General features: G+C 73.7%; 11 protein-coding genes. 1 reads left to right on the forward strand and 10 read right to left on the reverse strand.

Annotated elements, in window-relative coordinates; translation table 11 throughout:
- Positions 1–22: 22 nt before the first annotated feature.
- The 6 genes from AR3_RS22865 to AR3_RS22895 all read right to left on the reverse strand — a co-directional run bounded on the left by AR3_RS22865 (position 23) and on the right by AR3_RS22895 (position 6,101).
- A complete protein-coding gene (locus AR3_RS22865) occupies positions 23–799 on the reverse strand; it encodes a choice-of-anchor P domain-containing protein (RefSeq protein WP_157406746.1) in 777 nt (258 codons plus the stop codon).
- An 83-nt stretch (positions 800–882) separates the two neighbouring features.
- Positions 883–1,695 carry a protein-sorting L,D-transpeptidase LdtCP gene (locus tag AR3_RS22870; protein ID WP_067916661.1) on the reverse strand — a complete coding sequence of 271 codons (813 nt, stop codon included), beginning with the start codon at positions 1,693–1,695 and terminating at the stop codon, positions 883–885.
- Positions 1,696–2,378: 683 nt separating this feature from the next.
- A complete protein-coding gene (locus AR3_RS22880) occupies positions 2,379–3,899 on the reverse strand; it encodes a PTS ascorbate transporter subunit IIC (RefSeq protein ID WP_067916665.1) in 1,521 nt (506 codons plus the stop codon).
- A 16-nt stretch (positions 3,900–3,915) separates the two neighbouring features.
- Positions 3,916–4,197 (reverse strand): PTS sugar transporter subunit IIB, encoded by a 282-nt coding sequence (locus tag AR3_RS22885; protein WP_067916667.1) that lies wholly within the window; start codon positions 4,195–4,197, stop codon positions 3,916–3,918.
- The gene (locus tag AR3_RS22890) at positions 4,194–4,676 is read right to left on the reverse strand and encodes a PTS sugar transporter subunit IIA (protein ID WP_067916669.1); all 483 of its coding nucleotides are present in this window, start codon (positions 4,674–4,676) and stop codon (positions 4,194–4,196) included. The genes AR3_RS22885 and AR3_RS22890 overlap by 4 nt, the downstream gene beginning before the upstream one ends.
- A 234-nt stretch (positions 4,677–4,910) precedes the next feature.
- Positions 4,911–6,101: an ROK family protein gene (locus AR3_RS22895; protein ID WP_067916671.1), complete on the reverse strand. Its 1,191-nt coding sequence runs from the start codon at positions 6,099–6,101 to the stop codon at positions 4,911–4,913.
- A 74-nt stretch (positions 6,102–6,175) separates the two neighbouring features.
- Here AR3_RS22895 and tkt point away from each other — a divergent pair, with 74 nt between their 5' ends.
- Positions 6,176–8,206, forward strand: coding sequence for a transketolase (gene tkt / locus AR3_RS22900; RefSeq protein WP_067916673.1), 2,031 nt, complete (start codon positions 6,176–6,178; stop codon positions 8,204–8,206).
- Here tkt and efeU read toward each other — a convergent pair whose 3' ends face one another.
- From efeU to AR3_RS22920, 4 genes are all read right to left on the reverse strand, one after another.
- Complete coding sequence (gene efeU / locus AR3_RS22905; RefSeq protein WP_067916676.1) at positions 8,207–9,061, reverse strand: iron uptake transporter permease EfeU; 855 nt, start codon at positions 9,059–9,061, stop codon at positions 8,207–8,209.
- Entirely contained in the window at positions 9,061–10,320 is a 1,260-nt protein-coding gene (gene efeB / locus AR3_RS22910) for an iron uptake transporter deferrochelatase/peroxidase subunit (protein WP_067916678.1), read from the reverse strand. Before efeB ends, efeU begins: the two co-directional genes overlap by 1 nt.
- A gap of 13 nt (positions 10,321–10,333) precedes the next feature.
- Positions 10,334–11,482, reverse strand: a complete 1,149-nt coding sequence (gene efeO / locus AR3_RS22915) for an iron uptake system protein EfeO (RefSeq protein WP_067916680.1) — start codon at positions 11,480–11,482, stop codon at positions 10,334–10,336.
- Between the two features lie 213 nt (positions 11,483–11,695).
- Complete coding sequence (locus tag AR3_RS22920) at positions 11,696–12,598, reverse strand: Sco1979 family transcriptional regulator (protein WP_067916682.1); 903 nt, start codon at positions 12,596–12,598, stop codon at positions 11,696–11,698.
- Between the last annotated feature and the right edge of the window lie 229 nt (positions 12,599–12,827).

Below are 12,827 nucleotides of genomic sequence, written 5' to 3' on the forward strand. Positions count from 1 at the left end.
GGCCCTGCCTGGACGTGCGGCGTCAGCCGGTCACCGGGAGGTCACCGGCGACGGGCCGGGGAGCGGGCGCCTGCGGCACCGCCCCCGGGTTCGCCGCCGTGCCCGGGTTCGCCGCCGTGCCGGGGTGCGCCGGCGTACCCGGGCGAGCCGTCGCCCCCGTTCCCGGAGCCGCCGTGCCTCCGGTGGACGGCGAGTTCTGGTCCTGCGGCCGGGTGGGCACGGCCGCGCACCGCACGGACGCGAGGCTGAGCCGCTGCGTCCGCTCACCGCCGAGCGGCACGGCCGCCTCCAGCGCGGTCACGCGCAGCCTGCCCTGCTCGTCCCGGGTCTGCTTGTTCAGCGTGACGCGGGCCTTGCCGAGCCCGGGCACCGGAACGGTCATCGTGGTGTTGGGCCGCGCCTCGGCCACGAGGGGGCGGCCGGCCAGCGTCGCGTCGGCCAGGCGCGACTTGCCCGCGCCGTTCTCGCACGTGGCGGTGATCGCGCCCGCCTTCAGGCGCAGCCGCGGCGACTCCACGTTGGACAGCGAGGCCCGGCCGCCCTCGGCCCCGGCGGCGGTCTTCAGGCCGGTCGCCTTGAGCAGGGAGTTGCCGGGCAGTTCGGCGAGGTGCTCGTTGGCCTCCCGCCCCCTGGAGGACACCGAGGGAACCGCCGGGACGTCCACCGGTCCGATGGCGCGGACACCGAACGCCGCACCGCCTCCCCGGGTGTCGGCGTCGGCGGTCGCGGCGGGCGCGGCGAGCGCCGCGGCGACCGCGCCGGTGGCGGCTGCGAACCTGGTCAGCTGCTGCAAACGCACAGTTCTCTCCTTGAATCGATGGTGTGAATCGATGGATCGGATCGATGGATCGGATCGATGGATCGGCTCGATGGACACGGATGTCAGGCGGTGACGATGACGGGACTGCCGAGCGGAACCTTCGCCAGTCGGGCCAGCGCGTCACGAGGAACCCGGACGCAGCCGTGGGTGACCGCCTTGCCGAACACCGACGCGTCCGGCCAGGTGTGGAACGCCACCGTGCCGGGCCCGCCGCCGTAGGTGTCGAGCGTCTCGGAGTGGGCGCCGACGGGCAGGATGAGCGGGCTGTGGGTGGGCTCGGTGGGCTTGAGCGACGCGAGGATGAACGTGCGGCCGGTCGGCGTCGGCGTCTTGGGCGCGCCGACCGCCACCGTCCACGAGCCGACCTTGCGGCCCGAGTCCTCGATGGTGAGCCTGCGGTCGCCGAGGTCGACCCGGACGACCTGGGTGCTGCGCGCGACGTCCAACACGCCGGGGCGGTCGGCGATCCAGCCGGTGGCGCGGTTGGGACGGTTCGGCAGCAGCACGCGACGCCAGCCCGGCCTGCTCTCCACGACGGGCACCCAGGTGGGGCCGCCGAGCTGCTTGTCGGGCAGCATCGCGACGGGTTCGCCGTCCGGCCGGGCCGACACGGGGACGGGCTGCCTGGGGTGCACCACGGTTCCGTCGCTCGTCGCGAACGGCGCGGTGTCCTCGGGCAGGCCGGCGACCGTGGTGGACGTGGTGGCCTGCGGCAGCCGGGCGAGCGCGGCGGTCGAGCGGCCCCCGGCCGCGTCGCCGCCCGCGCGCCCGCCGTCGGCGCACCCGCCCGCGAGCAGCACGGCGGCCAGGGCGGCGGCGCCGACGCCGAACCCGCGCGGCACCGTGCGCCGGTCATGCTCGGATCGTTGCTTCACTGAGGCTCCCAGGGGATCGTGCCGCCGGAAGGAGGCGCGGGATTCCGCATTCGGCGGCCCTACTCTGTCTTTCGTTTACGGGGGTGTCGCGCCTCCGGCGGCACGCTTTTCGAAGGCTTCGACGGGCATTGGTTTTGGCTTGGTCCGGTAGGCGGTTGCGCCCGTCCGGTCGGCGGCGGCCTTTGGCAGCAGTCGCGGCGAAGCCGGCACGGCCTTCGGCAGATGCCGCGACCGTCTCCGGCTGACGCGCATGGCCGTGCACGACCGCCCCGGACGCGTCGGCGCGCGGCGCCATGGCGACGAGCGCGAGCAGGAGCGACACGCCGACCGGCGCGCGAACGGTCCGCCGCGTGGGAATCAGGTCTTCTGGGGTGCGGGGGAGTGGGAGCCCGGGCCGCAGTCGGAGGACGTCACAGTGATCGCTGATCGGGCGCGCGCGGCCGGGCGCTCTTTGATCGTCGGGCGGTGAGCCGCCGGGCGCCGCGGCGGACGCCCTGGTGAGGCGCGGACCCCATCGGGGGCAGCGGTGCGTGGTCCGGGGACGCGGTGCACGTGAAGGCGGTGCACGTGGAGATGGACGCCGGCGAGGTGTTCAGCAGGATCGTGCTGACGCCCTGACCCACGCATACGAATCCGCCGCGCCCCCTCCACAGGGGACGCGGCGGAACGGTCGGATCAGGTCGTCAGTCCTTGGACGTGTGCTTCTCCCTGGACGCGGGCTTGCTCGAGGCGTCGGGCGCGGTGTCGGCCTTCTCCTTCGCGGCGGCGAGGGCGGCGTCGCGGCGGGCGCCGGGGTCCCAGCCGGCCAGCACCACCCGCTTCTGCACCCAGATCGCCAGCGCCAGCAGGGCCGCCACGACCACCACGAGCAGCAGCAGACCGCCGACCGGCCCGGCCTTGACCGCGTAGCCGGTGACGATCCCGAACCAGCCGAAGTCGGCGTCGCCGAACGTGGTGTTGGCCTGGCCGAACGAGCCGAGCACGTCCAGCAGCAGCGCGGGCAGGAACGTGATGATCACGCCGTTGACGAACGCGCCCGCGATCGCGCCGCGCCGCCCGCCGGTCGCGTTGCCGAACACCCCGGCCGTGCCGCCGGTGAAGAAGTGCGGCACCAGGCCGGGCAGGATCAGCGCCATGCCGAACGCCGGGTCGAACACCCAGGCCAGCAGGCCCAGGCTGACCAGGCCGCCCACGAAGCTGGACAGGAAGCCGATGAGCACGGCGTTCTGCGCGAACGGGAACACGATCGGCGCGTCCAGCGCGGGCACCGCGCCCGGCACGACCCGCTCGGCGATGCCCTTGAAGGCGGGCACCAGCTCGCCCAGGATGGTCCGCACGCCGAACAGGATGACCGCGACGGCGATGCCGAACTGCAGGCCCTGCATGACCGCCTGCATGAGGTAGTCGCCGACGCCGGCGGAGCGGTCGCCGAACGCGGCGAACGCCTCGTCCCGGCCCGCGCGGCCCAGGTAGATCAGCGCCACCGCCACGTAGATGAGCACCATGGACAGCGCGGTGGCCACCATGGAGTCGCGCAGGAACCGCAGCCCCTCGGGGATCTTCATCTCCTCGGTGCTGCGGCTGCGGCGGCCGACGAGCTGGCCGGTGACGCCCGCGGCGATGTAGCCGAGGGTGCCGAAGTGGCCGACGGCGATCTTGCCGTCGCCGCCCACCCGGCGGGTCCACGGCTGGGCCAGCGCCGGCATGACCACCAGCATGACGCCCATCAGGACCGTTCCAACGGCGACCACCTCGAACGTCGGCATGTCCGTCGTGGCCAGCACCATGGTCAGCAGCGTGGCCATGAACAGCATGTGGTGGCCGGTGAGGAACACGTACCGCAGCGGGGTGATCCGGGCCAGCACCAGCGCCAGCGCGAACCCCAGGATCATGATCCACGCCACCTGGGCGCCGAACCGGTCCTGGGCGATGCCCACGATGGCCTCGTTGGTCGGCACCACGCCGTGCGCGCCGGTGGTGCCCTGGATCATCGTGCCGAGCGGCTCCAGGGCGTTGCTGACCAGCGTGGCGCCCGCGCCGATGAGCAGGAAGCCCAGCGCTGCCTTCAGGCCGCCGCCGACGACCTGCCCGGCGGAGCGGCGCAGCGCCAGCAGCCCGACCGCGGTGATGATCCCGACCAGGTAGGCGGGGACGCTGAGGATCTCGTTGACGACGAACTGCGCGACGTCGACGACCCAGTCCATGGCAGGCCCCCGCCGCTCAGCCGCGCGCCCGGACGGCGGCCGACAGCTTGCCGGTGATCTCGTCCACGTCCACGAAGTTGTCCACCACGACCACCTCGGCGTCGACCTCGCCGAGCTCGGCGGCCAGCTCCGCGGACGTCAGCACCACGTCGGCGGTGACCGCGGCGCCGCGCGCGGTGCCGATGTCGGCCACCTCCACCTCGCCGTCCACGCCCAGGTTCCGCAACGCCTGCTCGGCGTTGGTCTTGAGGATGATGCTCGTGCCGATGCCCATGCCGCAGACGGCGAGCAGCTTCACTGCAGGCCTCCTTCGTACTCGGAGATGAGCCGCCTGACCTCGGCGGCGGAGGTGGCGTCCTGCAGGGCCCGCATCCGGTCGGTGTCGGCCAGCATGCGGGCGAGCTTGGCCAGGGCGCCCGAGTGCGCGTCGTGGTCGACCGCGGCCAGGCCGATGACCAGCCGGACCGGGTCGTTGGCCTCGTGGCCGAACGGCACCGGCGCGGCCAGCGCCGCCCAGGACAGTCCCGTGCGCAGCACCGACGGCGACGGGCGCGAGTGCGCCAGCGCCAGCCCCGGGGCCAGCACGATGTAGGGGCCGAGGCGCTCGACGGTGTCGATCATCTCGGCGGTGTAGGCGTCGGTGGTCGCGCCGGACGCCACGAGGAGGTCGCCGGACGCGGTGATCGCCTCACGCCAGTCCGCGGCCCGCACCCCGACCGCCACGGCCGTCTCGGGCAGCGCGTCCAGTAGGGCGATCTGTTGCGAGTTAGCCGTCATGTCCGGTTCCTCCTTGGGCGCATTCAACAGCCAAAGACCCACTTATGTCCAGAACGATGCCAAAGCCGGAGGGTAGACCGTCAAAAGCGCCGCGCCGCGGCCGGCGCCCGCCACGATGCGCGGCCTCCCGCCCCGCCGCCCGCGAACCCGCAGGTCAGGCGGCAGACGCAACGGACGAGGGTATGCGGTCGCACCGCATGGTCAAGCGGTCCGCACACCGGGAAGGAGGTTCGGTCAGCCGAGGGCGGCGTTGATCCGGTCGGGGTCGTACAGGTGCTCGTGCACCAGCAGCGCGGCGCCGATCGTGCCCGCCCGGTGACCGAGCGTGGACGGAACGATCTGCAGGTCGCGCGAGGCGAGCACCTGCGCCCGCTCGTAGACCACCTCGCGGATGCCGGCCAGCAGCGGCTCGCGCGCCTCGGCCAGGTTGCCGCCGACGACGATGTGGGACGGGTTGAACAGCCCCACCACGTCCGCCAGCGCCTCGCCGATCAGCCGTCCCGCCTGGCGCACCAGCCGGACGGTCTCGTGGTCGCCGCGCCGCGCCAGCCGCGCGATGTCCTGGCTGGTGCGCACGTCGTAGCCGCGTTCCAGCAGGCGGCGGCGGATCGCCCAGCCGCCCGCGGTGGCCTCCAGGCAGCCGCGGTTGCCGCAGCGGCACGGCTCGTCGGTGCCGCGGCGCAGGTGGCCGAGGTCCCCGGCGGCGCCCTGCGCGCCCCGGTAGACCCGGCCGCCGACGATCAGCCCGGCGCCGATGCCGATGCCGATCTTGACGACCACCATGTCGGGGTGGTCGTGGCCGCCCGCCTTCTGCTCGCCCAGCGCCATGATGTTGACGTCCCGGTCGACGACCACCGGGACGTCCTTGGGGACGCCGGGCGACAGGGCGCGCGACAGGCGCTCGGGCACCGACACCCCGTCCCAGTCCGGCATGATCGGCGGGCTGACCAGCAGCCCGGTGGCGGTGTCCACCGGGCCCGGCACGCCGACGCCGATCCCGTGCACGTCGGCCGGGGCGCGGCCGACGCGCTCCAGCAGCCGGCCGAACGCGTCGGTCACCCAGCCCAGCACCGCGTCGGGGCCGTCGGCGACGTCCAGGTCGGCCTCGGTCTCGGCGAGCACGTGCCCGCCCAGGTCGGTGACGGCGACGCGGGTGTGGCTGCCGCCGATGTCGGCGCCGAGCAGCACCCCGGCGTACCGGTTGAACACGAAGGTCTCCGGCGGGCGCCCGCCGGTGGAGCCGCCGTCCCCGGCGGGGACGATCAGTCCGGCCCGCAGCAGGGCGTCCAGCCGCTGCGCCACGGTCGAACGGGCGAACCCGGACAGCCGGACGAGGTCCGCCCGGGTGCTCGCCTGGCCGCTGCGGATGAGGGCCAGCAACGTCCCGGCGCCGGCGCGCGGCGCCGCCGCTCGCTTCTTGACCACGCGTCCAGGGTACTTTTGTTGGTCAACGATCAGAAGTTCGTCTAGTTTCAGGCAGAAGCGTCCTGGGAGGGCAGATGGCGGAGGACCTGGACCGGGCGGCGGTCGACGTGGCGCGGGTGCTGGCGCTGGACGTCGTGGAGGCCAAGGGCAACGGCCACGCGGGCACCGCGATGGCGCTCGCGCCCGTCGCGCACGTGCTCTTCCAGGAGCTGATGCGGCACGACCCCGCCGACCCAGGCTGGCGCGGACGCGACCGGTTCGTGCTGTCGGCCGGCCACGCGAGCCTGCTCCTGTACATCCAGCTCTACCTGACCGGCTACGGCCTCACCCTCGACGACCTGCGCCGGACCCGCGCGTTCGGGTCCCGCACCCCCGGCCACCCCGAGTACGGCCACACGCCGGGCGTCGAGATGACCACCGGGCCGCTCGGCCAGGGCGTGGCGACGGCGGTCGGCATGGCGATGGCGCTGCGCCACGAGCGCGCCCTGCTGCGGGCCGACGCCCCGTTCGCCGACCGGACGGTGTGGTGCGTGGCAGGGGACGGCGACCTGCAGGAGGGCGTCAGCGCGGAGGCGTCCTCGCTGGCGGGCACGCTGGGCCTTGGCGAGCTGGTCGTGGTGTACGACGACAACGGCATCAGCATCGACGGGCCCACGTCGCTGTCGTTCACCGAGGACGTCCCGGCCCGCTACCGCGCCTACGGCTGGCACGTCCAGGTCGTGGACGACGGCGACGACCTGGACGCGCTGCGGTCCGCGCTGGCGGCGGCGCGGGACGAACGCGACCGCCCGTCCCTGGTGGCCGTCCGCACGGTGATCGGCGCCCCGGCGCCGCGCCGGGGCGGGACCGCCGCCGCGCACGCCGGGCCGTTCGGCGCCGAGGAGACCGCCGAGGTCAAACGGCTCCTCGGCATGGACCCGCACGCCTCCTTCGCCGTCCCCGAGCGCGTCCTCGAGCACACGCGGGCCGCGCTGGAGCGCGGCGCCCGCCTGCACGCCGACTGGGACAAGGCGCACGCCGCCTGGCGCGCCGCCGCGCCCCCCGAGCTGGCGGACCTGGACGAGCGGCTGGCCGCCGGCGCGCTCGCCCCGAACTGGCGGGACCTGCTGCCGGAACCGGACGCCGACGGCGCGCGGCCGACGCGCGCGGTGAACGGGGCCGTGCTGGCCGCCCTCACCGAACACCTGCCCGAGATCTGGGGCGGCTCGGCCGACCTGTCGCAGTCCACGAACGTCGCCTTCCCCGGCCGCCGCGCGTTCTCCGCCGCCGACCCCGCAGGGACGACGCTGCACTTCGGCGTCCGCGAACACGCCATGGCCGCGATCCTCAACGGCATCGCCCTGCACGGCGGGTTCCGCCCGTTCGGCACCACCTACCTGGCGTTCTCCGACTACCTGCGGCCCGCGCTGCGGCTGGCGGCGATGATGCGGCTGCCGGTCGTGCTGGCGTTCACCCACGACTCGGTGACGGTCGGCGAGGACGGCCCCACCCACCAGCCCGTCGAGCAGCTGTGGGGGCTGCGCGCGGTGCCGGGGCTGGACGTGGTCCGGCCCGCCGACGCGGCCGAGACGGTCGCCGCCTGGCGGCGCGTCCTGGAGCGGGCGGACCGGCCGGTGGCGTTCGCCCTCGGCCGCCGGCCCGCGCCCGCCCTCGACCGCGGCGGACGCGGCGCGGCGCCCGACATCGCCGCGGACGTGGCGCGCGGCGGCTACGTGCTCGCGGACGCGCCGTCGTCGCCGCCCGACGTGCTGATCATCGCGACCGGCTCGGAGGCGGCGCTGGCGGTCGAGGCCCGCGACCGGCTGGCCGCCGACGGGATCGGCGTCCGCGTGGTGTCCATGCCCTGCCTGGAGTGGTTCGCCGAGCAGGACGCGGCCTACCGCGACGCGGTCCTGCCGCCGGACGTGCTCGCGCGGGTCGCCGTCGAGGCGGGCGTGGCCCAGGGCTGGTGGCGCTACCTCGGCACCTACGGCGAGGCGGTGTCGGTGGAGCGGTTCGGGCTGTCCGGCCCGGGCGAGCGGGTGCGGGCCGAACTCGGGGTCACCGTCGACGCCGTGGTCGCCGCCGCCCGCCGGTCGCTCGCCCGGGTCCGGGACGCGCGCTGATCAGGACGACCGTTCGGCCGTCTTCGCCGGGGCGGCCTGCGCGTCGGCGCGCCGCCCGAACCTGCCCGGCAGCAGGAACAGCGTCAGCACCGGCACCAGGTACAGCAGCCACACCACGACCTGCAGCACGGTCGGGTCCGGCTGGAAGTTGATCGTGCCCTTGAGCAGCGTGCCGTACCAGCTGCCCGGCGGGATCGCGTCGCTGACGTCGAACGCGCGCGTGTGCAGGCCCGGCAGGAACCGCGCCTCCTGCAGGTCGTGGAACCCGTAGGCCAGCACTCCGGCCGCCACGACCACCAGCATCGCGCCCGTCCAGGTGAAGAACCGGGCCAGGTTGATCCTCAGGGCGCCGCGGTAGAACAGCCAGCCCAGCACCACGGCCGTGGCCAGGCCGAGCAGCGCGCCGATCAGCGGCCGCGCCCCGTCGCCGGTGGCCTGGACCGCCGACCAGATGAACAGCGCGGTCTCCAGGCCCTCCCGGCCCACCGCCAGGAACGCCGTCAGCACCAGCGCGCCGGTGCCCATGACCAGCGCCTGGTCCAGCTTGCCGTGCAGCTCGGACTTCAGGTGCCGGGCGGTGCGGCGCATCCAGAACACCATCCAGGTGACCAGCCCCACCGCGATGATCGACAGGGTCCCGCCGAGGAACTCCTGCGCCTCGAACGTCAGCGTGGTCGATCCGTACTGCAGCACCGCGCCGAACGCCAGCGCGATGCCGACGGCGATCGCCACGCCCGTCCAGATGGGACGCAGCGCGTCCCGCCGGCCCGTCTTGACCAGGTAGGCGACCAGGATGCACACGATCAGGCTGGCCTCCAGGCCCTCGCGCAGCCCGATCAGATAGTTGGCGACCATCAGGCGAACAGCTCCTTGCCCCACCAGTCGGCCGCGTCCCGGACCCCGGGCGGGATCGCGAAGACCGCCGAGCCGACATGGCGGATGTACTCGTTGAGGGCGTCACTCCGCGCCAGGCGCGTCTGCAGCGGCAGGAAGCCGCGGCGGATGTCGCGCTGGTAGGCCAGGAAGAACAACCCGGCGTCCAGCCGTCCCAGCCCGTCGGTGCCGTCGGTGTAGGAATAGCCGCGGCGCAGGATCCGGGCGCCGCCGTTGCTGTCGGGATGGGCCAGCCGCACATGCGAGTCGGCGGGCAGGGCGTTCAGGTCCGGCTCGTCGTGCTCGTGCTTCTTGCCGTAGGGCGCCCCCTCGCCCTTGGTGCGGCCGAAGATGTCCTCCTGCTCCTTGAGCGGCGCGCGGTCCCAGGTCTCGATGTTCATCGCGATCCGGCGCGCCACCAGGTACGAGCCGCCGACCATCCACGGCGGGCCGTCCTGCGGCTGCACCCACACGTGCTCGTTCAGCGCCGCGGTGTCGGTGCCGGAGATGTTGCGGGTGCCGTCCTTGAACCCCATCAGGTTGCGCGGGGTCTGCGCCTCCGGCGTGGTGGACGACGTCTTGCCGAACCCCAGCTGCGACCAGCGCACCGACACCTTGCCGAAGCCGATCCGCGCCAGGTTGCGGATCGCGTGCACGGCCACCTGCGGGTCGTCGGCGCACGCCTGCACGCACAGGTCGCCGCCGCTGCGCGCCGGGTCCAGGTCGTCGCCGGGGAAGGCCGGCAGATCGATCAGCGCGGGCGGGCGGCGGTCCGCCAGGCCGAACCGGTCCTCGCCGTCCTTGGCGAACAGGGTCGGGCCGAACCCGACGGTGAGGGTGAGGCGGGACGGTTTGAGGCCGAGGGCCTCGCCGGTGTCGTCCGGCGGGGCCTCGGGCAGCCCGCCCACCGCGCCTTCGCCGACCGGCCGCCCGGCGGTCATCCGGGCCGCCGCCCGGGTCCACTCCTTGAGCAGGGCGACCAGCGCGTCGCGGTCGTCGGTGGTGACGTCGAAGGCGGCGAAGTGCAGGCGGTCCTGCACGGGGGTGGCGATGCCGGCCTGGTGCGGCCCGTAGAACGGCACCGCGTCCCCGAGCCGCGGCTCGGGGTCGTCGCTCACCCCGATCGCGGCCGCCGCGGCGCCGCCGGTCGCGGCCACGCCGAGCGCCAGGCCCGCGCCGCCCCACCCGAGCAGCCTGCGCCGCGAGACCTTCGCGGCACCGGTCGCGGAATCAGCGCTCATCGCAGCCGCCTCCTCACTTCGCGACGGCGGCGGCGAGCTTGGACAGCGGCTCGGCCAGCGCGTTGACACCGTCCGACAGTTTCTTGCGCTCGTCCTTGCCGACGGTGTCGTAGGACACGAACCCGTCGGGGGAGCCCTTGTCGCGGTGCTCGTCCAGCAGCTCGTACAGGGCGGCGAACCGCTCGTCCAGCTCCTTGGCCAGCGCCGGGTCCTTCTCCGACACCACCGGCTTGAGCAGCTCGTAGGCCTTCTGCGCGCCCTCCACGTTGGCCTGGAAGTCCACCAGGTCGGTGTGGCTGTAGCGCTCCTCCTCACCGGTGACCTTGCCGGTGGCGACCTCGTCCAGCAGCTCCTTGGCGCCGTTGGCCATGCCGGTCGCGGTGATGTCGGCGGTGCCGACGCGCTTCTGCCAGTCCTTCAGGTCGACGATCAGCTGGTCGGCGAGCTTCTTCTCCTCCTCGCCGATCTTCCCGTCCTTCCACAGCGCCTTCTCGAGGCGGTGCCAGCCGGTCCAGGTCTGGCCCTGCTCGAGGCCGTCCTCGCGCACGTCGACCTTGGGGTCGATGTCGCCGAACGACTCGGCGACCGGCTCGGTGCGCTCCCAGCCGATCCGCGACACCGCGTAGGTCTTCTTGGCCTCCGCCACGTCGCCCGCCTTGACGGCGGCGGCGAACTTCTCGGCCTTGGGCAGCGTGGCGTCGGCCTGCTCCTGGACGTACCTGCGGTATTCGGCGATGGCACGATCCAAGCGCGGATCGTTCGGGCGCGGCGCGCCCTGACCGGTCGCCGTCACCTTCTGCCGGATGCCGTCGCCCCGCATGCCGGGCTTGCAGGCGATCTCGTAGGATCCGGCCTTCACCTCCGCGGTGATCTCGGCCCGGGTGCCCGGCCCGATGTTCTCCCGCTCGGTGACGATCCGGTCGCCGGGCGCGTAGATGTAGACCTCGGTGACCTTGGACCCGGTGTTGTGAACCGCCAGCGTGACGTGCCCGGCCGGGAACTCGGTGCGCGACACCTTGCACTCGGTGTCGCTCGCCGTCACCTGAATCGCGTCCGAGCCGCCGCCCCCGCCGTCCTTGTCGGCGCAGGCGGAAACGCTGACGAGGGCCACGGCGGCGGTGACGGCCACCGCCGCGCCATGGGGGAGACGGATGGCTCTCATGGTCGGCTCCAAGTGGGTCGTGTCGGTCGCTGAGCCGTGCTCGCTCAAACTAAGGCCGACCTAATTTAACTTAGCCTTGCCTAACCTCAACAGGCGCCCCCCGGAATGCGACCCGAGCGTGACCTGCGAAGATCGTCTCTGTGGGGGGATCCGCGAGCGTCGGCGGCCGCGCCCGTCCCGGCCGGCGCGGGCCGAGGGCACGGCGGACCGCGGTCAGAGATCGGCGAGCAGGCGCTCGATGAACGCGGGGGTCTCCCCGGGCACGCACGCCTGAGCGCACAGCGTGTCCATGGTGCGGCCGTACAGGTCCAGGTCGCTGCGCCGGTCCAGGTACGCCGCGCTGTCGAGCTGCTCCACGTACACGACGTCGGGCAGGTCGGGCTCCTGGAAGCGCAGGATCGTGAACGGGCCGCCGGGCGCGCCGACGCCCCGGTCGAACGGCAGGATCTGCACGGTGACGTTCGGCAGCGCGCTCACCTCCAGCACGCGCCGCAGCTGGCCCCGCAGCACCGCGGCGCCGCCGAGGCGCCGCCGCAGCGCCGCCTCGTCGATCACCGTCCACAGCTTGGGCGCCTCCGGTCGGGTCAGCAGCCGCTGCCGCGTCATCTCCAGCTCCACACGGCGCTCCAGCTCCTGCGTGGAGGCGTGCGGATGACGCAGCCGGGCCACGGCGAAGGCGTAGTCCTCCGTCTGCAGCAAGCCGGGCACGAACTGCGTCGCGTACGTGCGCAGCCGCACCGCGGCCTCCTCCAGGCCGACGTACTGCTCGAACCAGCTCGGCATGATGTCGCCGTACGGCTGCCACCACTGCGGTTCGTTGGCGCGCCGCACCAGCGTCATCAGCCCGGCCCGCTCGTCCTCGTCGACCACCCCGTACATGGTGAGCAGGTCCGCCACGTCGCGCTCCTTGAAGCCGACGCGGCCGAGCTCCAGGCGGCACATCTTCGACACCGACGCGCGGATCGCGTACGCGGCGTCGTCGCGGCTGATGCCGGCCTCCTCGCGCAGCCGGCGCAGCTGGGCGCCGAGCAGCACGCGCCACACCGTCGGGCCGCCGCGGGACGACGCGATCAGGGGACTCACCGGCCGGTGGTCCGCCGTCTGGGCCATGGTCATTCCGCTCCTCGACCCCCGGCCACCTCGCGCGTCCGGCCGGAATCACCGTGAGATTCTCTGTGCGCCGGCCAATCCTAGTGGCCGGCGGCGGAAAGATCATCCGGGGAATGCGCGGGGCCCATTTTGGATCGTTCCGAAAAGGCGGTCGAAGGGTCGCGGCTTCGTTTCGCACCGTGAATTTCCGCTGGTGAATGCGGGTGCGATTCGTGGAAAGCGCGGTGGGCAGACG

It is taken from the genome of Actinomadura rubrobrunea NBRC 15275 (assembly GCF_001552235.1).
In the GTDB taxonomy this organism is placed as follows: domain Bacteria; phylum Actinomycetota; class Actinomycetes; order Streptosporangiales; family Streptosporangiaceae; genus Spirillospora; species Spirillospora viridilutea.

Coding starts and splice junctions, on each gene's coding strand:
- AR3_RS22880 (WP_067916665.1), bottom strand. CDS start 3,899: ATGGACTGGGTCGTCGACGTCGCGCAGTTCGTCGTCAACGAGATCCTC.
- AR3_RS22890 (WP_067916669.1), bottom strand. CDS start 4,676: ATGACGGCTAACTCGCAACAGATCGCCCTACTGGACGCGCTGCCCGAG.
- tkt (WP_067916673.1), top strand. CDS start 6,176: ATGGCGGAGGACCTGGACCGGGCGGCGGTCGACGTGGCGCGGGTGCTG.
- efeU (WP_067916676.1), bottom strand. CDS start 9,061: ATGGTCGCCAACTATCTGATCGGGCTGCGCGAGGGCCTGGAGGCCAGC.
- efeB (WP_067916678.1), bottom strand. CDS start 10,320: ATGAGCGCTGATTCCGCGACCGGTGCCGCGAAGGTCTCGCGGCGCAGG.
- efeO (WP_067916680.1), bottom strand. CDS start 11,482: ATGAGAGCCATCCGTCTCCCCCATGGCGCGGCGGTGGCCGTCACCGCC.
- AR3_RS22920 (WP_067916682.1), bottom strand. CDS start 12,598: ATGACCATGGCCCAGACGGCGGACCACCGGCCGGTGAGTCCCCTGATC.